Source organism: Pseudomonas sp. 3B-A001-10F (assembly GCF_056313565.1).
Genome location: NZ_JBQYFW010000020.1, coordinates 25,651 through 44,874, shown reverse-complemented (window position 1 = coordinate 44,874; position 19,224 = coordinate 25,651). Strand labels below are relative to the sequence as shown.

The window sequence follows — 19,224 nt, the reverse complement described above, 5'->3', positions numbered from 1 at the left end:
CCCCGGGCATCACGCCCCGTGGCACTTCTTGAATTTCTTGCCGTTGCCGCATGGGCACGGGTCGTTGCGGCCGACGTCTTTCAGGGCGTTGCGCACCGGTTCCTGGTGGGCGTGGCCGCAGTTCGGGCCGTGAACGTGGCCGTGGTCATGTTCGTGATGATGGTCATGATCGTGGTTGCAGTCAGGGCCATGGACATGAGGTTGCTGGGTCATCGGTGTTGCTCCGGAATTAAATCGGCGGGGATTATCACGCCATTGCGCTCAAGGTGCACGTAGTGAGCGATGAATAAACCGGTTTCCATCTCACCCTGCAAGCGATAGGGAATCTGTTGATTCGAGCTTTTCAGCATTTTCACCACATCTTTTACCCGGGGCCACAGGTTGGTGCGGATCGGCACTTTGAAGTAAGCACTGCGTTTTGGTCCGACCGTAAACCAGTGTTCATGCTCACCCTCGGCCAGCAGTATGTCGGCAAGATGAATGCGGTATTCGAGGCCGCGCACGGTCAGGTCGCTATCGTTGGGGTTATCGACGCGAAAGTGCAGGATGAATTTCTGTTCGAGCAGTTTGGCGCGCACCACTTCGACTTTCACCAGATGCACGGCGGGGTCGACGCTGTCATCGCTGAACCACGATGCGCAACCGCCGAGGTTCAGGATCAGCATCAAAAACAGAAAATGTAGTGTGCGCCAGCGACCGAGCATGGTTTTACTCCCTTTGCTGGCAGTCTAGCCGCTAAAAGATCGCAGCCTTCGGCAGCGCCTACAGGCGAAGCGCAAATCCTGTGCAGGAGCTGCCGCAGGCTGCGATCTTTTGATCTTAAGCGCCGAAATATCCCGCACAGCACTTCTTGAACTTCTGCCCACTGGCGCACGGGCAACTGTCATTGCGCCCCAGCTTCAATTGCACCGTCGGATCAATGAAGTACCAGTGCCCGGCGTTCTGCACGAACGACGAACGCTCGCGATGGCTATGCTCGCCCTGACCGTCATGCCAGCGCGCGGTGAAGGTGACGAAAGCGTGTTCCGGCTGGCCACCGAAGACTTCCGAGCTCTCGACTTCAAGGCCGAGCCAGGTGCTCTGCGCACTCCAGTCGGTGATCGATTGGCGATTGAGGCCCGCTTGCTGGGCGGGCAGGGTGGTCGCCACCAGATAGTCGATCAGCCCCAGCACATAGGCGCTGTAGCGCGAACGCATCAGCGCTTCGGCGCACGGTGCCGGATGGCCGTCGTGATAATGGCCGCAGCAGGCCTCCAACAGATTGCCGCTGCCGCACGGGCAAATGGCTGTACTCATTGCATTACCACCAGTATTTCCCGAAGTTTTCCGGATTGGCCCAGAACCGTGAGTTGAGCCAGTCGGGGACTTGTTTGTATTCAAGCAGATCATAGGTGAACAGGGTCAGCACTTGATCGTCGCGTTGAAAACATTCACTGGCTTGCAGCGCCAGTGAATAGAAGTCGGTTTCCTGCCAGCCGCTGGCCGCCAGATCCGCCAGCACGGCGATGCGGCTGGCGTTGAGATTGCGAATCCCGCCCAACAAGTTGAGGCCATCGCGTTTGGGCAAATGTTCCAGGCAATCGACCACCAGCGCCAGATCGAAACGCTGTGCCGCCAGTTCAGCAGGCAGTGCGCCGGGCGCGGCGTGGGCCACGACGGTGTCTGGATGTGCCTCTTTAAAGGCGCTCAGGGCTGGAAATTCGCTGGCGCCGATCAGCAACAGCCGCGCCGGGGCGTAGCGATCCAGCAAAACGGCCAATGCCTGTTGCGGCGTACGGGAAGAAATGGCGACGTTCATCGAAGCTCCTCAATCAGACCGCCAAGACTAGCCTGCCTGACGGTGGCGGCAAAGCGCCCTGTTCCGCCCGTTTCGGGTAAATGTGCCGAAGTCCTGTGAACAGGCTCGCAAACAGCGGTGGCCTATTGCTGGCGGAGATTAAAACTCCGGTCTTTACTCCCTGAATCGGTTCTAAGCCGATCCCTCAGGAGAAAACCAGATGAGCATAGTTCGGACAGCGTTACCTTTGATTCTGCTAACCAGTGTGTTGACTGGTTGCGCAGGTTTGCAGAAAACCGACTGGCCGACCTGTGCGGCGGTCGGTGGTGTCGTCGGTGCCGGTCTCGGCGCAACCGAAAGTTCGGCATGGGCCGGCTACGGTGCGTTGCTGGTCGGTGGCACGGCAGCGGCCTATTGCTGGGTTCACGGCGATGGCGACGAAGACGGCGATGGCGTGCCGGACAGTCGCGACAAGTGCCCGGGCACGCCTAAAGGCGTACAGGTCGATGCTGACGGTTGCCCTCCACCAGCGCCTGCACCCGTGGTCGAAGAAGCTGTAGTGGTCAAGGAAGAAACCATTGTTATCCGTGATGTGCACTTCCAGTTCGACAAAGCCACGCTGACCGGCCCTGACAAGCAAGTGCTCGACAAGGTCGCCACCCGCCTGAAACAGGAATCCTCGACGGCGCAACTGACCGTGACCGGGCATACCGACAGCGTGGGCAGCGATGCCTACAACAAAAAACTGTCGGATCGTCGTGCGCACTCGGTGGTGGATTACCTGATCCAGCAAGGTGTGCCACGCGCCAGCTTCGTTTCGGTGTCCGGTCTGGGTGAAAGCCAGCCTGTTGCCGACAACAAAACCGCTGACGGTCGCGCGCAAAACCGTCGTACCGAAATCAAAATCCAGCGTTAAGCCCCTCTCGCATCCGCGGCTTGTGCAGTCGCGGATGCGGGTCTTTACTCCTGTGTAACCGGTATGGGCCGGTGACACAGGAGCTTTCACAATGACTGTTTTCTCAAGGTCCGTCTTGCCGGTGCTGCTGCTAGGCAGTTTGCTCACCGGTTGCGCCACCCACAGCGATGGCACTGCACCCCTCAATCAACGTACGTGGCCGATCTGCAGCGTTATCGGCGGACTGGTCGGTGGCGGCCTCGGCGCTATCGAAAGCGCTGGCTGGGCCGGTGGCGGCGCAGCGCTGGGGATTCTTACCGGCGGACTGATCTGTTATGCCCAGGACGGCGATGAAGACGACGACGGCGTATTCGACCGCCGCGACCGTTGCCCGGACACCCCGGAAAATACTTCGGTCGATCACCGTGGTTGCCCGCTGCCACAGTACCCGGTCACGGAAAAAATGCCGGAGCCTGTACCGCAAACTGAGGTCATCACCTTGAGCGATGCCGGCAACGTGCTGTTCGACTTCGACAAGTCCGATCTCACGCCGGCGGCGAAAGCCCAGCTCGATACGCTGATGGACAAACTGCGCAATGCCGACGTGGTGAGCATCAAAGTCATCGGTCACACCGACAGCAAAGGGTCGGATGCCTACAACCAGGCATTGTCGGAACGGCGTGCGAGCAGTGTTGCCGCGTATCTGCTGAGCCAAGGGCTGGCGCCGAACAAACTCACCAGTGAAGGGCGCGGTGAGAGCGAGCCGGTTGCCGATAACGCCACCGATGAGGGGCGCGCGCAGAACCGTCGTGTGGAGTTGCACATCAACCGATAGGACGCGTCTGTAGGGCGCAGGCTAGAGCTGCCGGGCGATAATCACCGTCGTCCCGGCAGCCATTTGGCAGACGATCGAAGTTTTTTCATTTATCCCTCTGGCTTATCCCCCGCAGAAGCCGTTACTGTGCGCCCAAAGAATAATTCGCAACACGGGGGGCGTATGAAAGTGTTCTGGGGGCTGGGGCGGTTGTTGACCCTGCTGTTCTGCTGCGTGGTGCTGGCCAATCAGTTGGTGCCGTTCGTACATCCGTTGCATCTGCTGGTCAATCTGGCCGGCGGTCTGTTGTTGCTGATTCATCTATTCGAAGTGCTGCTGTGCAATCGCAGCCTCAAAGGTCGCCCGCACCCTTGGCGTGACCGTGGCCGCATCCTGCTGTTCGGCGTATTTCACCTGCAAACCATCCCGGCCCCGGCCGCTCCGGAGGCTTCTTCCCATGCGTAAACTCTGCTTGCTCGCTGCATTCATCAGCCCATTGGCCTGTGCCCAAGTGGTCAGCGTCGAAACCAATTCCCTGATGCGTTTGCCCAATACCACCAGCACCTTGCAGCTCGAACGTCTGGACGTGGCCGATTACGGCACCTTGCTGATTCCCGCCAACGTGACCGAATTGACCGTGGGCGAGTTGCGTCTCGGTCATGAAGCGCGCATTGCAATCGTTCCAGCTGAACAGGCGCTGGAATTGAAAGTTGCCCGCGCCGAACTGAGCGAAGGCAGTCAGATCACTGCGCGCGGGGCGCCGGGGACTTATGAAAAAGCCGCCCGTGCGGGGCGCAATCTGAATCTGCAATTCAAGGCGTTGAACGCGCCGCAGCTATTGGTCGATGCCCGTGGCGGCACCGGCGCACCGGGCTTTGTCGGCCTCGATGGCGGTAACGGCGAAGACCCTGGCTGCACTTATGGCGCGGCCGGGCACGGTTTTGATGGCAGTAACGGCAGCGATGGCCAACCGGGCGCACCGGGTGCGTTGGTGCGGCTGGAAGTGCCTCGCGAGTTTCCGGCGGAGTTGATCAAGGTCAATGTGGCAGGTGGTAACGGTGGCCCGGCGGGTGTTGGCGGCAAGGCAGGCAAGGGCGGCAAGTCCAAGGGGTGCTTGGTGTATCGCGCCGATGGTGGCAAGAACGGCAAGGCCGGGGCGGATGGCCAGCCTGGGCCGGTGGGGGCGGCGGGTGCTGTGACCGTGCAGCGCCTCTGAACGTTTTACCCTCACCCCAGCCCTCCCGAAACGTCGGACCGCCCGTAGGGAGAGGGGGCCGACCGAGGTGACTCAGGCTATCCATCGACCTGCAAAACCGAGTCGATTATGGATTCAAAGCCAATCTCTCAAGTCGGCGTAGCTCTTCAATATCCCCCACTCCAGTTCCCTCTCCCTACGGGCGGTCCGACGTTTCGGGAGGGTTAGGGTGAGGGGCTTTTGATCTCAGTCCCCAATTTCAGAATATCGGCCGAGCCGCCGCAATCGCCACCAACACCACCCCCACAATCAGATTAAGCCCCACCACCCGGCGAATTCGCCCCAGCACCGCCGCACCCGCCGGCCAGTCCTTCGCCTCCACCGCCGTACGCAGCTCAGGCAGCATCAAGCCCTGAATCCGGATAAACAGCGCCGTCATCACCACGTACAAGCCCATCATCACCTGCACATACTTCGGCGCGGTCTCAAACCCGACCTGCTGCAAATGCAACATGCCCACGCCGCTGATGGGCAAAAGAATCACCGCGACCCAGACCCACCGAAAAAAACCTTGAAACACTTCCACCCACAAGGTGAGGCGGGCTGGGCCGTCGAGGGCCTTCACAGCCGCGGGGCGCAGGACCATCCAGGCGAAAAACATGCCGCCGACCCACACCAGGGCGGACAGCACATGCAGGGGGTAAACGAGGCTAAAAGGTGTCATTGGGGCACTCCGTTCTGCGCGGGATTAATTAGCGGGGTATGATAGCCGCCATCCGAAACCACTGAAAATTTATCCAGCGTTTTTTGCGCCCGACAATCCATGATCAGTACTGAACTCAAAACCACGATCCAGGGCGCCTATTCGCGTTTTCTAGAGGCCAAGAGCCTCAAACCGCGTTACGGCCAGCGCCTGATGATCGCTGAAATCGCCAAAGTCCTCGGGGATATCGACACCGACGACGAAGGCCGGCGCAGTGGCGACCCCGCGATTGTCGCGGTGGAAGCCGGCACCGGTACCGGCAAGACAGTGGCCTACAGCCTGGCCGCGATCCCCACCGCCAAACTGGCCGGCAAACGCCTGGTCATCGCCACCGCGACCGTCGCTCTGCAGGAGCAGATCGTCTACAAGGATTTGCCCGACCTGATGCGCAACAGCGGGCTGAATTTCAGCTTCGCCCTGGCCAAGGGCCGTGGCCGCTACATGTGCCTGTCCAAGCTCGACATGCTCTTGCAGGAAGGCCACGCGCAAACCGCCACCGCGCAGCTGTTCGAAGAAGAAGGCTTCAAGATCGAGGTTGATGAGGCCAGTCAGAAGCTGTTCACCAGCATGATCGAAAAGCTCGCCGGGAATAAATGGGACGGCGACCGCGACAGCTGGCCGAATGCGCTGGAAGACGCTGACTGGGCGCGCCTGACAACCGATCACAGCCAGTGCACCAACCGCCATTGCCCGAACTTCGGCCAGTGCGCCTTCTACAAGGCCCGCGAAGGCATGGGCAAGGTCGACGTGATCGTCACCAACCACGACATGGTCCTGGCTGACCTGGCACTGGGCGGCGGCGCGGTGTTGCCGGATCCGCGCGACACCATTTACGTGTTCGACGAAGGCCATCACCTGCCGGACAAGGCCATCGGCCACTTCGCCCATTACACGCGCCTGCGTTCCACCGCCGACTGGCTGGAAACCACCGCGAAGAACCTGACCAAACTGCTGGCCCAGCATCCGCTGCCGGGCGATCTTGGCAAATTGATCGAACAAGTGCCGGAACTGGCGCGTGAGATCAAGGCTCAGCAACAGTTCATGTTCAGCGCCTGTGAGCAGGTCGCCGATTTCAAACCCGGCGAAGACGTCGAGGGTCGCGAACGGCCACGGCATCGCTTCGTCGCCGGGGTGATTCCCGAGCACATGCGCGAAATGGGCATCGAGCTGAAAAAAGGCTTTGCTCGTCTCAACGATCTGTTCACCCGTCTGACCGACCTGCTCAAGGAAGGCATGGACGGCGAGGTCAACATCGGCATCGCCAGCAATCAGGCTGAGGAATGGTATCCGCTGTTCGGCAGCCTGTTGTCGCGTGCCTCCGGCAACTGGGAGCTGTGGACTGCGTTCACCGCCGAAGACCCGGAAGACAGCCCGCCGATGGCGCGTTGGCTGACCCTGGCCGAAAGCGGTTCGCTGTTCGATATCGAGGTCAATGCCAGCCCGATCCTGGCGGCGGAAACCTTGCGCCGCAGCTTGTGGAACGTGGCTTACGGCTGCCTGGTGACCTCGGCGACCCTCACGGCGCTGGGCACTTTCGACCGCTTCCGCATGCGCGCCGGCCTGCCGAAAAAGGCCGTCACTGCTGTGGTGCCGAGCCCGTTCCATCATGCCGACGCCGGTGTGTTGCGGGTGCCGGACCTGAAAGCCGATCCACGCGATGCCGCCGCACACACGGCAGCGATCATCCGTGAGTTGCCCGATCTGGTCGAAGGCTCGCGCGGCACCCTGGTGTTGTTCTCCTCGCGCAAACAGATGCAGGACGTGTTCGACGGTCTCGACCGCGACTGGCGCAAGCAAGTGTTCATTCAAGGCAACCTGTCGAAACAGGAAACCCTGAACAAGCACAAGGCGCGGGTTGATGGCGGTGATTCCAGCGTGCTGTTCGGTCTGGCCAGTTTCGCCGAAGGTGTCGACTTGCCGGGTGCGTACTGTGAACACGTGGTAATCGCCAAGATCCCGTTCTCGGTCCCGGACGATCCGGTCGAAGCGGCGTTGTCGGAATGGATCGAGGCCCGTGGCGGCAATCCGTTCATGGAAATCTCCGTGCCCGACGCTTCGCTGAAACTGGTTCAGGCCTGCGGGCGGCTGCTGCGCACCGAAGAAGACCGCGGCACCATCACCTTGCTCGATCGGCGCCTGGTCACCCAGCGCTATGGCAAGGCGATCCTCAATGCGTTGCCTCCTTTCCGTCGTGAAATATCCTGAGACAACGGTGGGCAGTTTTGCCCGCCGTGTTGTCTATCTCTCTGCCATCGCTTTTCCATTGGCCATTGTTGGTCGTTAGGGAGAACTCCGTTCTTATGATCCGCCGTTCGTTGCCTGCCGTATTTGCCTTGATCTTCGCTGCCCCGTTGCTGGCAGCGCCCGCCGGTCAGCAGACACTGTTCAACTTTGTCCGTCCTGCCGACGTGGTGAAAATCGCCACTGAAAACGCTGATCTGCCGCAAGCCAACGCCGAGCAAACGCCTGAGGGCGAAGTGCTGCGCCGGGTGACGTTCAACCCGGTGGCGCGCCCGACCTTGCGGCTCACGCCGCAGACCGGCGCTTGGGACTGGTCGCAGTCGGGCATGATGACCCTGCGATTGCAGAGCGCAATGGACTGGGCGGTGACGGTCTACGTACAGATCCAGAGCAACGACGGCCGCACCCTGGTCAGCCGCGTCGACCTGCCGGCCGGGCCTGCGCAAACCCTGTTGGTGCCGCTGGTCGCGTCAACACCGCTGAGTCAGGGCATGAAAGCCGGGCCGCCAATGCCGATGACGGTCGATGGTCAGCGGATCCTGCTGGCCGCCAGCAGCGGCGAAATCGATCGCAGCCAAGTGGTCTCGGTGAGCCTGTCGATGGATCAGCCGAAAGTCGCGCAGAGTTTGCTGCTGGAGCGTTTCGGTGTGCAGGACGGCGAATCGGTCACCCAGGCCGTTTACGGCAATCTGGTCGACGCCTACGGGCAATCGACCCGCAGCAAGTGGCCGGAAAAGATCAGCAACGACGAACAACTGAAATCTGCCGCCGCCAAGGAACAGCAACAGCTGAAAACCTGGCTGGCCGAGCGTGAAAAGTCTTCGCTGGACAAATTTGGCGGCTGGAACAAAGGCCCGGCGTTCAAGGCCAGCGGTTTCTTCCGTACTGAAAAGCGTGATGGCCGCTGGTATCTGGTCACGCCTGAAGGTCATCCGTTTTACTCGCTGGGCGTGAACACCGTCAGCCCCCAGGTCAACCAGACCTACGTGGCTGGCCGTGAGTACATGTTCGAATCCCTGCCTAAACCTGATGAACCGTTGGCCAAGCATTTTGGCGAGGGTGACAACCGTGGCGGCAACGGTGTTGATCAGGGCCGGGGATACGGCAACGGGCGCTGGTACGACTTCTATGGCGCCAACTTGCAGCGCGTGTACGGTGAGCCGTGCAAAGCCGACAGTGAGAGCAAGTCCGGAGTCGCCGAAGCGGCCAAGTCTGCCGCCGCTGAAACGGCCGTAGTGAACTCGGCTGAACCTGTCTCGGTGCCTGCGGAGCCGAAGTCCGGCGTCGCTGAGGCAGCCAAAACTGAAACCGTACAAGCGACAGCGGAAAAGGCTGCTGAGCCGTGCAAGGCCACCATCGATGAGCAACAGTGGGCCAGCCACACGCTCGATCGCCTGCAAGCCTGGGGCTTCAACACGGTTGGTAACTGGAGTGCCGATTCGCTGAATGATGCCGAGCGTGTGCCTTACACCTTGCCGCTGTCGATCGTCGGTGACTACACCAGCATCAGCACCGGCAGCGACTGGTGGGGTGGTATGCCGGATCCGTTTGATCCGCGTTTCGCCATGGCCACCGAGCGCGCCGTCGCCATTGCCGCCCGCGATCACCGCGACGATCCGTGGCTGATCGGCTACTACGCCGACAACGAACTGGCGTGGGCTGGTCCCGGCGATGATCCGAAATCCCGCTATGCGCTGGCCTATGGCACCTTGAAGATGACCACCGACGTACCGGCCAAACGTGCGTTCCTCAAGCAATTGCGCGACAAGTACCGCAATCAGGCGGGGCTGTCGAAGGCGTGGGGCATTGATCTGCCGGCGTGGGAATTGATGGAAGACCCGGGTTTCGTGCCACCACTGCCGAACCCGGAACATCCGGAAATCGAGGCGGACTTCAAATATTTCCAGAAGGTTTTCGCCGACACCTACTTCAAAACCATTTCCGACTCGCTGAAATGGCATGCGCCGAACCAGTTGCTGCTTGGCGGTCGCTTCGCCATCAGCACGCCGGAAGCCGTGGCGTCCTGCGCGCAGTATTGCGATGTCCTGAGCTTCAACATGTACACGCTGAAACCGCAGGACGGTTATGACTTTGCCGCACTGGGCGCTTTGGACAAACCGGTAATGATCACCGAATTCAACTTTGGCTCAGCGGATCGTGGCCCGTTCTGGGGCGGCGTCACACAACTGGCCAAGGAAGAAGATCGCGGCCCGGCCTACGCCAACTTCCTCAAACAAGCGCTGAGTGAACCGTCGATTGTTGGCGTGCATTGGTTCCAGTATCTGGACCAACCGGTAACCGGCCGTCTGCTTGATGGTGAGAATGGCCACTTCGGTCTGGTGGGAGTGACTGATCTGCCGTATCAGGGTTTTGTCGAGTCAGTGCGCAAGAGCAATTTGCAGGCGATTGATCAGCTTGGCAAAGAGGCCGAGAAAGCCCTTAAGCACGAAGCCGAAGGCGGCAGGAAAGGTGAGGCAGGCAAAGGTGCGGGAGCAGAGCACGCGGGTGGGCACTCGGGGAATGGTCATTAATCTGTGATGCGCTAAAAGATCGCAGCTTGCGGCAGCTCCTGCAGAGGAACGCGATCTCATGTAGGAGCTGCCGCAGGCTGCGATCTTTTGACTTGGCTTTTAACCGTCTGGCCCGCAGCTGTTCCCAAATCCCTCAAGGGCTGGAACAATGCGGGCCACTTTGTAGAGCGTTTTCGCGGGGGAGTTGCGGGTGCAGATTCAGGGACATTACGAGCTTCAATTTGAAGCGGTGCGCGAAGCTTTCGCCGCACTGTTCGACGATCCCCAGGAACGCGGCGCAGCCCTGTGCATCAAGGTCGGTGGAGAAACCGTTCTCGACCTCTGGTCCGGCACTGCCGACAAGGATGGCACTGAGGCCTGGCACAGCGACACCATCGCCAACCTGTTCTCCTGCACCAAAACCTTCACCGTCGTCACCGCCCTGCAACTGGTCGGTGAAGGCAAGCTGCAACTGGATGTTCCGGTCGCCCGCTACTGGCCGGAATTCGCCGCTGCCGGCAAAGAATCCATCACCCTGCGCCAATTGCTCTGCCACCAGGCCGGTCTGCCGGCCCTGCGCGAGCTGCTGGCGCCGGAAGCGCTCTACGACTGGCAAACCATGGTCGACGCCCTCGCGGCAGAAGCGCCATGGTGGACGCCGGGCACCGGTCACGGTTATGCCGCGATCACTTATGGCTGGCTGATCGGTGAATTGCTGCGCCGTGCTGACGGTCGTGGGCCGGGTGAATCGATCGTCGCTCGTGTCGCCAAACCGTTGGGTCTGGATTTTCACGTCGGTCTGGCTGACGAAGAATTCCACCGGGTGGCGCATATCGCTCGCGGCAAGGGCAATGCTGGTGATGCTGCCGCGCAACGTCTGCTGCAAGTGACCATGCGCGAACCGACTGCCATGACCACCCGTGCTTTTACCAATCCGCCGTCGGTGCTGACCAGCACCAACAAACCTGAGTGGCGACGCATGCAGCAACCGGCGGCCAATGGCCACGGGAATGCGCGCAGTCTGGCCGGTTTCTACGCTGGGTTGCTCGACGGCAGCCTGCTCGAAAGCGACATGCTCGAAGAGCTGACCCGCGAACACAGCCTCGGCGAAGACAAGACTTTGTTGACCCAGACCCGTTTCGGTCTGGGCTGCATGCTTGATCAACCGGATGTGCCCAACGCCACTTACGGCCTCGGCCCACGTGCGTTCGGCCATCCGGGCGCGGGCGGTTCCATCGGTTTCGCTGATCCTGAGCATGATGTCGCCTTCGGTTTTGTGACAAATACCCTTGGGCCGTACGTCTTGATGGATCCGCGCGTGCAGAAGCTCGCGCGGGTGCTTGCCACTTGTCTGTAAAGTTTCATCCGAGGTCCCAGGGTCGGAACCTCAAGCGGTTTTTCGTTTCAAAACGGCTGTTTATCCGGGCGAAAGTGCTCTGATTTTTCATTACTTCATTTTGTGGATTTTCAATGTCATCTAAAAAGACCCTCGCCCTGGCCCTGTGTGTAGCGATCACCGGTTGTGCACAGACCCCGAAAAACGATGCGGACGGCGGTAGTTGGTGGCCGTTCGGCTCCTCCGACAAAGTAGCTGCTAAAGAACCGGCACCTGCACCTTTGAAACCTGCGGCAACCGCACCCGTGGCCAAGACTGAAAGCAGCAGCCCGTGGTACTGGCCGTTCGGTTCTGATGATGACGCGGTCAAAGCTGACATGAAGGCTGAAGTCGCCCCGGAAGCGAAAAAACCGGCGACCGTCGCCAAAGCTGAAGCCGACGCGGGTGGCAAATGGTGGTGGCCGTTTGGCGGCAAGGATCAACCCACCACCAAAGCCGTGCCGATGCCGGATCCGAAAGTGACCCAAGCCTGGCTCGACGACTACGAGCCGCGCCTGCGTGAAGCGGTCAAGAACAGCAATCTGCAACTCGAACGCCGTGAAAACGTGCTGGTCGTGACCGCGCCGGTGGAAGGCTCGTTCAATCCGGATCGTCCCGCCATGCTGCTGCCGGTCACCCTCGGTCCGTTCACCCGAGTGGCGAAAATCCTCGAAGCCGACCCGAAAACTGCCGTGCTGGTCCTTGGCCACAGCGATTCCAGTGGTGCCGCGCCTGCCAACATCAAACTCAGCCAGGAACGTGCCCAGTCCATTGCGGCGATCTTCCGTCTCAGCGGCTTGCAGCGTGATCGCCTGATGCTGCGCGGCATGGGTTCGGAAGCGCCGCGTGCGGCCAACGACAGCGTTGAAGGTCGTGCCCTGAACCGTCGTGTCGAACTGCTGGTCACTCCGCAGAACACCATGGTTGCCCTGCTGAGCAAGTACAACATGCCAGCGCCGAAGCCAGTGACCATGGTTGCTGCGCAAGACGTCAAGCCTGCCGCCAAAGCAGTCACCCCGGCCCCCGCCGCCAAGAAAGCAGCTGTGCCAGCGACCAAAAAGGCTCCGGTGAAAAAAGCCGCTGCCAAGGCACCGGCTAAAAAGGCCCCGGCCAAGGCCCCAGCGAAAAAGACTGCTCCAGCCAAAGCTGCCGCGACCGACAAGAAAGTCGCCGCGACCGATACCACCAAGAAGTGATCCGCTAACGAAAAGGAATGCGCCATGACCCAGGCTCTGGCAGATATGCGTCGTGATTACACCCGGGATGGTCTGACCGAGGAGCAAGCCCCGGCCGAGCCATTTGCGTTGTTTCACCAGTGGTTTGCCGACGCGGTGAAAACCGAACAGGCGCCGGTGGAAGCCAACGCCATGACCCTGGCCACGGTCGACCAGGATGGGCGACCGCATTGCCGCATTCTGCTGCTCAAGGGCCTGGACGAGCAGGGCTTCACCTTCTTCACCAACTACGACAGCGCCAAGGGCCAGCATCTGGCGGCCAACCCGTTTGCCGCCATGACTTTCTTCTGGCCAACCCTCGAACGCCAGGTGCGCATTGAAGGGCGGGTGGTGAAGGTCACGCCTGCGGAGTCGGATGCGTATTATCAGGTGCGTCCGCTGGGCAGCCGTCTCGGTGCCTGGGCATCACCGCAGAGCCGGGTGATCAACGGGCGCGGTGAACTGGAAGATTTGCTCAAGGCCACCGAGCAGCGTTTCTCCGATACTCAACCCGACTGCCCGGAACATTGGGGTGGTTACCGTTTGTTGCCTGAGCGCATCGAATTCTGGCAGGGCCGTCCGAGCCGTCTGCACGATCGCCTCAACTACCGTGTGCAGGGCGCCGACTGGATTCTTGAACGTCTGGCACCTTAAGCAGTCTACCGAGCGGGATAGCCTGCCGCAGCGGCCTCCAGCCACTTCGGCAGATCCCGGCGCTTGATCTTTTGCGCCTGAGCGCGAGCCAGTTGTTCGAGCATGAAGGCACGTTTTCCTTCATCCTTGCCCGCCAGTGACAGCGCCAGGTCGCGATCCATCCAGCGCTTGATCCGCACGTACAACCACCAATGGAAGTACAAACCAGCGGCAGTGGTGACGACGATGATGAAGTAATCCATGAAAATCCTTGGTGTCCGTGGCGCGGAATCGGTAATTTGGCGCTACTGTTGGGAAACCTTGCAGGCGTCTGTACCGCGCCTGAATGAAAGCCAATTTATCCGGGCGGCGTCGTGACAGGCGTCAAGCCACGGAGTTTAATGAATATATGTTCCTTTGGAGTTGATGCTATGCGTAAGTCTGTTCTGCTGGTTGCTTCCTTTTCCACGATGGCGATGTTGCTTACCGGCTGCCAATCGAGCCTGACCGGTGACTCCTACTCCCGTGACGAAGCGCGTCGTGTGCAGACGATTCGCATGGGTACCATCGAATCCCTGCGCCCGGTGAAAATCGAAGGCACCAAGACCCCGATCGGCGGCGCTGCAGGTGCAGTGGTCGGCGGCGTCGGCGGCAGCGCCATCGGCGGCGGCAAGGGCAGCATCGTTGCTGCGGTTATCGGTGCGGTGGCGGGCGGTCTGATCGGTTCGGCGACTGAAGAAGGCCTGACCCGTACCCAAGGTGTGGAAATCACCGTGCGTGAAGACGATGGCAGCATGCGTGCCTATGTGCAGCAGGTTCAGGAGAATGAAGTGTTCCGTGTTGGCGAGCGCGTGCGCATCTCCACCGTTGGCGGGACCAGCCGCGTTTCGCACTAAGCGGGATTTAGGGTAAAGAAAACCCCGATCAGGTGACTGGTCGGGGTTTTTCTTTATTGCTTCCAGCTCGTTGAGTCAGTAATCGAAACAGGTTCCCATGAAGTAATCCAAGCCTTTCGGGAAGCTCTCGTTGAGAAGAGCTTCCAGAGCAGCTATTTGATCCGTGCTCAATAACAACTCGCCGGGCTCCAGTTCGCTCACAGGCTTGGACTCAATGAGTTGCGCGACTTGCTCATTCATCTCGTTACCGGTGATGTACCGCTCGAATTGCAAGGAGTCGTCCTGAACTTTATCAGGAAAAAATCCGGTGATCGAAAGGTAGTGCATACGGTCAATCAGCCTTTTTTCGCTATTAGCTGTAGTCGAACGAAATTTGATAGTCGTTAGTACTCAGGGTGATTTGATGTTGAAAGTACGGCTGAATGGTAGCAACCCACTTTTCGACAACATTGAAGCTGCCATTATTGATGTTGCCCTCTATCGGAATGCCTAAGGCATTCAATACTGATTCATCATCCCCCAAATCTTTTGACGATTCTTCGCCTTGGAATTCCAGGGTTGCTGTGTCGTACCATTCCATTCTCAGTTTCAGTCCCATCTCTTCCTCACAGATATCTTTTTTTGATATTTTTTCGGGTATTGAATGGGTGCCTACCAGTTGTTGCGGTATACGAACGATATCTGATAGTCGTAAGACGAATATTGAATGAAGTGCTGGAAGTACGGTTGAAGAATCTTTAACCAATCGGATTTAACATCAAATCCGCCATTATTTATGTTTCTGGCAGGCGACAGGCCTAACGCTTCAATTAGTGAGCAGTCTTCACCAAAATCTTTCGACAGCTCCTCTCCTTCACCCAGTTCGGTTTGCTTGTCATACCATTCAAGCCTGGCCTTCAGTCCCATGTAATCCTCATAAATATTTTTTGATACTTCGGTTCTTTTTGGGCGGATCTATCTGTTCGCCTGTCCTATGGTCGAAAGAGCCTAAATGGCTCCCATCGCTTGCGCGGTATGCTTCAAGTTCGCCGTGCAGATAGTCCCATTCGTAAATTATCCGGCCTTTCGCGTTGATCCAGCGATCCCGAAGCCCTCCGTTGTATGGTGTTTTCTTTTTTGCTCTTCTCAAATCAGGAAAGGCTGTTATATCCACCGTTTCAGGAGCTGGGTGATAGGTATGACCCTCTTCGGCGGTACCTTTCGCAGCGCTGACAACAATGTAAATCGGTTTTACTCCCGACCCCACCGGAAAAACCAGAATGAAATCCCGGTACTCCGGCGGATAAACCGGATTCACCAGAATCCCGTCCGCTGCTTTCGTCGGTGGATACACCCAGATGTGCGGTGCCTGCGGTGCAGCCTCCAACGCGGGAATACCAAGGATGTCGGAGCCATCCACAGCAGGCGTCCAGATCAGTTCTACACCTTCACCCAAGTCAGCAATGAACTGACTGTCACGCAACTTGAACTGCGCGACATCAACCATTTCCCAATCGCGATTCTTGCCGGTGTAGAAGCCATAGCCCTTCAGGCTTCCGTCGGCCTGCTGTTCGACCCTCAACCGAACACGCGTTCGCGCCTGTTCAAGTCCACGCAGTTGTTCGTCGGTATAGAGCGCGCTGTCACCAAGGCTCGATGGCATGAACAGCGCAACCAAACCAACTAAAGGCGCAACAGCCGCACTAGATACAGCAGCGGGCAGTGCTTCAAACATTGATCCCGCCAGAGCCAGACTGCCAAATCCAACTGGAATAGCAGTTGCACCGATTTTCTTGAGAGGAACTGCGCCGCTTTCATCGGCCTCACGCGCGCCCAGCAGGATCAGCTCGCCGTAATCCTTCAGGCTGTCAGTCGGCACCATCCCCGAAGGACTGGAGTAATCGATAATCGCATCCGGCAATTTGCAGGACTTGGCGAATACGCAGCCAGCGCGCACGAGATCGGCTTTTTTGACCGCCACCTCACGACTGCGCTCGAAAGCCTCCTGCCGCGCCAGCATGGCGTCGTAAGCGTTTTGTCTGGCATCGCGCTCGGCCAGTTCAGTGGCCGTCATGTAGCGGTAGGTGACGTGATGCCCGTCGCCTTGCGGTGGGTTGGAAACCCGGGGAATGTCCTTGTTGCCAGCCACTGATCGTCCTTTCGCTCATCCATCGACAGCCCTTCGCAAAGGGCTGCGCAACGTTAACGAAGCAGGAAAATGGTGGCTGTAGGACGCGTCTCTAATGACGTGGGGATAGTTCGCGGTGTAACGGGAACGCAGGAAATTTGTGGCGAGGGAGCTTGACCCTCGCCACAGAGGTTATATCGGTTGGGAGTTCTTGCGACTCGCCGCCGCCGTCACCGCATAACCAATCAACGCTGCCAGAATCGACCCGGTCAAAATGCCCATCCGGTCCATCCCTGCGTAGTCGCTTACACCCGGTTCAAAGGCCAGCGAGCCGACGAACAGGCTCATGGTGAAGCCGATACCGCAGAGGATAGCTACGCCCATGACCTGGCCCCAGTTGGCGCCTTGGGGCAGGGTGGCGATGCCGATCTTCACGGCCAGCCATGTCAGGCCGAAAACACCGACCGTCTTGCCCAGCAGCAGGCCCACCGCGATGCCCATCGGCACATGGTGAGTGAAGCTTTCCACGGTGACACCGCTCAGCGACAGGCCGGCGTTGGCAAAGGCGAACAGCGGCAGAATGCCGTAGGCCACCCACGGGTGCAGCGCATGTTCGAGGGTCAGCAGTGGCGACGGCTCGGCGTTTTTCGTGCGCAATGGAATGCAGAAGGCCAACGTCACACCCGCCAGCGTGGCGTGGACACCGCTTTTGAGTACACAGACCCACAGGATCAAACCGATGATCATGTACGGCCCAAGCTTGACCACCCCGAGCCGGTTCATCGCCACCAGCGCCGCGATACACGCTGCTGCAAGGCCCAGGGAAAGAGTCGAGAGTTCGCCGGAGTAGAAGATCGCGATGATCACGATGGCGCCGAGGTCATCGATGATCGCCAGGGTCATCAGGAACAACTTCAGCGACACCGGTACGCGCTTGCCGAGCAGGGCCAGCACGCCGAGGGCGAAGGCGATGTCGGTCGCGGTCGGGATCGCCCAGCCGTCGAGGGCTGCCGGATTATCGCGATTGAGGAACCAGTAGATCAGCGCTGGCACCAGCATGCCGCCGATCGCTGCGGCGCCGGGCAGGACGATCTGCGACGGTTTAGACAGCTGACCGTCAAGGACTTCGCGCTTCACTTCCAGGCCGATGAGCAGGAAGAACATCGCCATCAGACCGTCGTTGATCCACAGCAGTAGGGGTTTAGCGATTTTCAACGCACCGATCTGCGCCACCACCGGGGTGTCGAGCAGGCCGGTGTACAGCCACGACAGCGGCGAGTTGTTGATAATCAGAGCCAGGATGGCCGCGGCGATCAATAACAGACCGCTGGCAGCTTCCAACTGAAAGAAACGCGTGAAAGTGCTACGCAGAGGCAAGGTCGCTCTCCATCGATAAAGTCAAAAGGTGGGACACCCTAACCCGTACAGTTAGTTGTTAAAACAAAAGTTATATTCTTTTTTGTTATATGTCGTTACAAGGTGTCTGGCTCAAGCCACGCTGAGCCTAGCAGTTGCCTGACATATTGAGACTCAGCTGTATCTGTGCGCGCTATAGGATTTTTCCTAAGCTGATAAGTGAGCCTTTCTAACAGCTTCATCTCCTGCCGATCCAACGAGAACCATCACCATGAGCGACAACCGACAGTGGGCCCGCGAAGCCATCCGCATCATCGAGGCGGATTTTCAGCGCAGCGCCGACACCCACCTGATCCCTTTGCCGCTGCCAGGTTTTGCGGGTATCGAGTTGTATTTCAAGGATGAGTCCAGTCATCCAACCGGCAGCCTCAAGCATCGGCTGGCTCGTTCGCTGTTTCTCTATGCATTGTGTAACGGCTGGCTGAAACCCGACGCGCCGGTGATCGAGGCGTCCAGCGGTTCGACGGCGATTTCCGAAGCGTATTTCGCGCGGATGCTCGGATTGCCATTCATTGCAGTGATGCCGGCGACCACCTCCAAAGAGAAGATTGCGCAGATCGCTTTCTACGGTGGCCAGAGCCATCTGGTGAAAGATCCGACGCAGATCTACGCCGAGTCCGAACGCTTGGCCCGTGAGCATGGCGGCCACTTCATCGACCAGTTCACCTACGCCGAACGTGCCACTGACTGGCGCGCGAACAACAACATTGCCGAATCGATCTTCCAGCAGATGCGCTACGAGAAGCACCCGGAACCGAGCTGGCTGATTTCCAGCCCCGGCACCGGCGGCACCACCGCGACCCTGGGGCGTTACGTGCGCTATCGCCAGCATTGCACTCGCGTGTTGTGCGCCGATGCCGAGCGTTCGGTGTTCTTCGATTACTACCAGACGGGCGATGCGAGTTTGCGCCTGGACTGCGGTTCGCGCATTGAAGGCATTGGCCGGCCGCGTGTTGAGGCGTCCTTCCTGCCGAAGGTGATCGATGCAATGGTCAAAGTGCCGGATGCCTTGTCGCTGGCGGCCATGCATTATCTGGCGCAGCGTCTGGGACGGCATGTTGGCGGGTCGAGCGGGACCAATCTGATCGGTGCGTTGATGGCGGCGCAGCAGATGAAAGCGGCGGGAGAACCGGGGTCGATCGTGGCGATTCTGTGCGATGGCGGCGAGCGGTATGCCGACACCTATTACGATCAGGATTGGCTGAAGGCGCAGGGGTATGAGTTGAGTGGGTTGATCGAAGCGGTGGCGGCGAGTGCCGAGCGCGGTGAGGCGCTGCCGACTTCAGTCCTGCGCGCCAATATCTAAAGAAACACAGAAACCAAATGTGGGAGCGAGCCTGCTCGCGAAGGCAGTGTGTCAGGCAACGTATTTGTTGAATGACACTCCG

Annotated in this window: 22 protein-coding genes; 11 read left to right on the top strand and 11 right to left on the bottom strand. The window is 59.3% G+C overall.

Annotated elements, in window-relative coordinates:
- Nucleotides 1–9: 9 nt before the first annotated feature.
- From AC0ZWN_RS18575 to AC0ZWN_RS18560, 4 genes are all read right to left on the bottom strand, one after another.
- Entirely contained in the window at nucleotides 10–213 is a 204-nt protein-coding gene (locus AC0ZWN_RS18575; protein ID WP_034154967.1) for an SEC-C metal-binding domain-containing protein, read from the bottom strand.
- Complete coding sequence (locus AC0ZWN_RS18570) at nucleotides 210–704, bottom strand: LEA/WHy family protein (RefSeq protein ID WP_093438814.1); 495 nt, start codon at nucleotides 702–704, stop codon at nucleotides 210–212. The genes AC0ZWN_RS18575 and AC0ZWN_RS18570 overlap by 4 nt, the downstream gene beginning before the upstream one ends.
- A gap of 115 nt (nucleotides 705–819) precedes the next feature.
- On the bottom strand, nucleotides 820–1,296 hold the full coding sequence (locus AC0ZWN_RS18565; RefSeq protein ID WP_095049121.1) for a YchJ family protein: 477 nt from the start codon (nucleotides 1,294–1,296) through the stop codon (nucleotides 820–822).
- Between the two features lie 4 nt (nucleotides 1,297–1,300).
- Nucleotides 1,301–1,798 carry a DUF6231 family protein gene (locus AC0ZWN_RS18560; protein WP_476336027.1) on the bottom strand — a complete coding sequence of 166 codons (498 nt, stop codon included), beginning with the start codon at nucleotides 1,796–1,798 and terminating at the stop codon, nucleotides 1,301–1,303.
- 199 nt (nucleotides 1,799–1,997) lie between these two features.
- Between AC0ZWN_RS18560 and AC0ZWN_RS18555 the strand changes: the two genes are divergently transcribed.
- From AC0ZWN_RS18555 to AC0ZWN_RS18540, 4 genes are all read left to right on the top strand, one after another.
- A complete protein-coding gene (locus AC0ZWN_RS18555) occupies nucleotides 1,998–2,693 on the top strand; it encodes a PA1041 family peptidoglycan-binding anchor lipoprotein (protein WP_007918596.1) in 696 nt (231 codons plus the stop codon).
- A gap of 91 nt (nucleotides 2,694–2,784) precedes the next feature.
- Nucleotides 2,785–3,507 carry a PA1041 family peptidoglycan-binding anchor lipoprotein gene (locus AC0ZWN_RS18550; protein WP_476336026.1) on the top strand — a complete coding sequence of 241 codons (723 nt, stop codon included), beginning with the start codon at nucleotides 2,785–2,787 and terminating at the stop codon, nucleotides 3,505–3,507.
- A 162-nt stretch (nucleotides 3,508–3,669) separates the two neighbouring features.
- Nucleotides 3,670–3,951, top strand: a complete 282-nt coding sequence (locus AC0ZWN_RS18545; RefSeq protein WP_095049124.1) for a DUF1145 domain-containing protein — start codon at nucleotides 3,670–3,672, stop codon at nucleotides 3,949–3,951.
- Nucleotides 3,944–4,702: a hypothetical protein gene (locus AC0ZWN_RS18540; protein ID WP_095119206.1), complete on the top strand. Its 759-nt coding sequence runs from the start codon at nucleotides 3,944–3,946 to the stop codon at nucleotides 4,700–4,702. The genes AC0ZWN_RS18545 and AC0ZWN_RS18540 overlap by 8 nt, the downstream gene beginning before the upstream one ends.
- Nucleotides 4,703–4,940: 238 nt before the next feature.
- Here the strand turns inward: AC0ZWN_RS18540 and AC0ZWN_RS18535 are convergent, their stop codons facing one another.
- Complete coding sequence (locus AC0ZWN_RS18535) at nucleotides 4,941–5,405, bottom strand: CopD family protein (protein ID WP_476336025.1); 465 nt, start codon at nucleotides 5,403–5,405, stop codon at nucleotides 4,941–4,943.
- Between the two features lie 99 nt (nucleotides 5,406–5,504).
- Here AC0ZWN_RS18535 and dinG point away from each other — a divergent pair, with 99 nt between their 5' ends.
- The 5 genes from dinG to pdxH all read left to right on the top strand — a co-directional run bounded on the left by dinG (nucleotide 5,505) and on the right by pdxH (nucleotide 13,438).
- On the top strand, nucleotides 5,505–7,649 hold the full coding sequence (dinG, locus tag AC0ZWN_RS18530) for an ATP-dependent DNA helicase DinG (protein ID WP_007918588.1): 2,145 nt from the start codon (nucleotides 5,505–5,507) through the stop codon (nucleotides 7,647–7,649).
- Between the two features lie 95 nt (nucleotides 7,650–7,744).
- Entirely contained in the window at nucleotides 7,745–10,216 is a 2,472-nt protein-coding gene (locus AC0ZWN_RS18525) for a beta-galactosidase (RefSeq protein WP_476336024.1), read from the top strand.
- A 190-nt stretch (nucleotides 10,217–10,406) separates the two neighbouring features.
- Entirely contained in the window at nucleotides 10,407–11,552 is a 1,146-nt protein-coding gene (locus AC0ZWN_RS18520) for a serine hydrolase domain-containing protein (RefSeq protein ID WP_476336023.1), read from the top strand.
- A gap of 113 nt (nucleotides 11,553–11,665) precedes the next feature.
- The gene (locus AC0ZWN_RS18515) at nucleotides 11,666–12,766 is read left to right on the top strand and encodes an OmpA family protein (RefSeq protein ID WP_476336022.1); all 1,101 of its coding nucleotides are present in this window, start codon (nucleotides 11,666–11,668) and stop codon (nucleotides 12,764–12,766) included.
- Between the two features lie 24 nt (nucleotides 12,767–12,790).
- Nucleotides 12,791–13,438, top strand: coding sequence for a pyridoxamine 5'-phosphate oxidase (gene pdxH / locus AC0ZWN_RS18510; protein ID WP_476336021.1), 648 nt, complete (start codon nucleotides 12,791–12,793; stop codon nucleotides 13,436–13,438).
- Between the two features lie 5 nt (nucleotides 13,439–13,443).
- Here the strand turns inward: pdxH and AC0ZWN_RS18505 are convergent, their stop codons facing one another.
- Complete coding sequence (locus AC0ZWN_RS18505) at nucleotides 13,444–13,680, bottom strand: hypothetical protein (protein ID WP_186623678.1); 237 nt, start codon at nucleotides 13,678–13,680, stop codon at nucleotides 13,444–13,446.
- A gap of 168 nt (nucleotides 13,681–13,848) precedes the next feature.
- Between AC0ZWN_RS18505 and AC0ZWN_RS18500 the strand changes: the two genes are divergently transcribed.
- The gene (locus tag AC0ZWN_RS18500) at nucleotides 13,849–14,313 is read left to right on the top strand and encodes an outer membrane lipoprotein (RefSeq protein WP_007969461.1); all 465 of its coding nucleotides are present in this window, start codon (nucleotides 13,849–13,851) and stop codon (nucleotides 14,311–14,313) included.
- Nucleotides 14,314–14,388: 75 nt separating this feature from the next.
- Here the strand turns inward: AC0ZWN_RS18500 and AC0ZWN_RS18495 are convergent, their stop codons facing one another.
- The 5 genes from AC0ZWN_RS18495 to nhaA all read right to left on the bottom strand — a co-directional run bounded on the left by AC0ZWN_RS18495 (nucleotide 14,389) and on the right by nhaA (nucleotide 17,797).
- Nucleotides 14,389–14,640: a pyocin S6 family toxin immunity protein gene (locus AC0ZWN_RS18495; RefSeq protein ID WP_476336020.1), complete on the bottom strand. Its 252-nt coding sequence runs from the start codon at nucleotides 14,638–14,640 to the stop codon at nucleotides 14,389–14,391.
- A gap of 25 nt (nucleotides 14,641–14,665) precedes the next feature.
- Nucleotides 14,666–14,911: a colicin E3-like toxin immunity protein gene (locus AC0ZWN_RS18490; protein ID WP_134176828.1), complete on the bottom strand. Its 246-nt coding sequence runs from the start codon at nucleotides 14,909–14,911 to the stop codon at nucleotides 14,666–14,668.
- Nucleotides 14,912–14,964: 53 nt separating this feature from the next.
- Entirely contained in the window at nucleotides 14,965–15,219 is a 255-nt protein-coding gene (locus AC0ZWN_RS18485) for a colicin E3-like toxin immunity protein (protein WP_273914332.1), read from the bottom strand.
- Nucleotides 15,220–15,226: 7 nt separating this feature from the next.
- The gene (locus tag AC0ZWN_RS18480) at nucleotides 15,227–16,441 is read right to left on the bottom strand and encodes an S-type pyocin domain-containing protein (RefSeq protein ID WP_476336019.1); all 1,215 of its coding nucleotides are present in this window, start codon (nucleotides 16,439–16,441) and stop codon (nucleotides 15,227–15,229) included.
- 171 nt (nucleotides 16,442–16,612) lie between these two features.
- Nucleotides 16,613–17,797 carry a Na+/H+ antiporter NhaA gene (gene nhaA / locus AC0ZWN_RS18475; protein ID WP_016986581.1) on the bottom strand — a complete coding sequence of 395 codons (1,185 nt, stop codon included), beginning with the start codon at nucleotides 17,795–17,797 and terminating at the stop codon, nucleotides 16,613–16,615.
- Between the two features lie 250 nt (nucleotides 17,798–18,047).
- On the opposite strand from nhaA, the gene AC0ZWN_RS18470 reads away from it, so the two are divergent.
- On the top strand, nucleotides 18,048–19,142 hold the full coding sequence (locus AC0ZWN_RS18470; protein WP_476336018.1) for a PLP-dependent cysteine synthase family protein: 1,095 nt from the start codon (nucleotides 18,048–18,050) through the stop codon (nucleotides 19,140–19,142).
- Nucleotides 19,143–19,224: the final 82 nt, after the last annotated feature.

What these genes read in the sequence shown, in the direction of transcription:
- AC0ZWN_RS18575 (WP_034154967.1), bottom strand. Translation starts at nt 213, where the DNA reads ATGACCCAGCAACCTCATGTCCATGGCCCTGACTGCAACCACGATCAT.
- AC0ZWN_RS18570 (WP_093438814.1), bottom strand. Translation starts at nt 704, where the DNA reads ATGCTCGGTCGCTGGCGCACACTACATTTTCTGTTTTTGATGCTGATC.
- AC0ZWN_RS18565 (WP_095049121.1), bottom strand. Translation starts at nt 1,296, where the DNA reads ATGAGTACAGCCATTTGCCCGTGCGGCAGCGGCAATCTGTTGGAGGCC.
- AC0ZWN_RS18560 (WP_476336027.1), bottom strand. Translation starts at nt 1,798, where the DNA reads ATGAACGTCGCCATTTCTTCCCGTACGCCGCAACAGGCATTGGCCGTT.
- AC0ZWN_RS18555 (WP_007918596.1), top strand. Translation starts at nt 1,998, where the DNA reads ATGAGCATAGTTCGGACAGCGTTACCTTTGATTCTGCTAACCAGTGTG.
- AC0ZWN_RS18550 (WP_476336026.1), top strand. Translation starts at nt 2,785, where the DNA reads ATGACTGTTTTCTCAAGGTCCGTCTTGCCGGTGCTGCTGCTAGGCAGT.
- AC0ZWN_RS18545 (WP_095049124.1), top strand. Translation starts at nt 3,670, where the DNA reads ATGAAAGTGTTCTGGGGGCTGGGGCGGTTGTTGACCCTGCTGTTCTGC.
- AC0ZWN_RS18540 (WP_095119206.1), top strand. Translation starts at nt 3,944, where the DNA reads ATGCGTAAACTCTGCTTGCTCGCTGCATTCATCAGCCCATTGGCCTGT.
- AC0ZWN_RS18535 (WP_476336025.1), bottom strand. Translation starts at nt 5,405, where the DNA reads ATGACACCTTTTAGCCTCGTTTACCCCCTGCATGTGCTGTCCGCCCTG.
- dinG (WP_007918588.1), top strand. Translation starts at nt 5,505, where the DNA reads ATGATCAGTACTGAACTCAAAACCACGATCCAGGGCGCCTATTCGCGT.
- AC0ZWN_RS18525 (WP_476336024.1), top strand. Translation starts at nt 7,745, where the DNA reads ATGATCCGCCGTTCGTTGCCTGCCGTATTTGCCTTGATCTTCGCTGCC.
- AC0ZWN_RS18515 (WP_476336022.1), top strand. Translation starts at nt 11,666, where the DNA reads ATGTCATCTAAAAAGACCCTCGCCCTGGCCCTGTGTGTAGCGATCACC.
- pdxH (WP_476336021.1), top strand. Translation starts at nt 12,791, where the DNA reads ATGACCCAGGCTCTGGCAGATATGCGTCGTGATTACACCCGGGATGGT.
- AC0ZWN_RS18505 (WP_186623678.1), bottom strand. Translation starts at nt 13,680, where the DNA reads ATGGATTACTTCATCATCGTCGTCACCACTGCCGCTGGTTTGTACTTC.
- AC0ZWN_RS18500 (WP_007969461.1), top strand. Translation starts at nt 13,849, where the DNA reads ATGCGTAAGTCTGTTCTGCTGGTTGCTTCCTTTTCCACGATGGCGATG.
- AC0ZWN_RS18495 (WP_476336020.1), bottom strand. Translation starts at nt 14,640, where the DNA reads ATGCACTACCTTTCGATCACCGGATTTTTTCCTGATAAAGTTCAGGAC.
- AC0ZWN_RS18490 (WP_134176828.1), bottom strand. Translation starts at nt 14,911, where the DNA reads ATGGGACTGAAACTGAGAATGGAATGGTACGACACAGCAACCCTGGAA.
- AC0ZWN_RS18485 (WP_273914332.1), bottom strand. Translation starts at nt 15,219, where the DNA reads ATGGGACTGAAGGCCAGGCTTGAATGGTATGACAAGCAAACCGAACTG.
- AC0ZWN_RS18470 (WP_476336018.1), top strand. Translation starts at nt 18,048, where the DNA reads ATGAGCGACAACCGACAGTGGGCCCGCGAAGCCATCCGCATCATCGAG.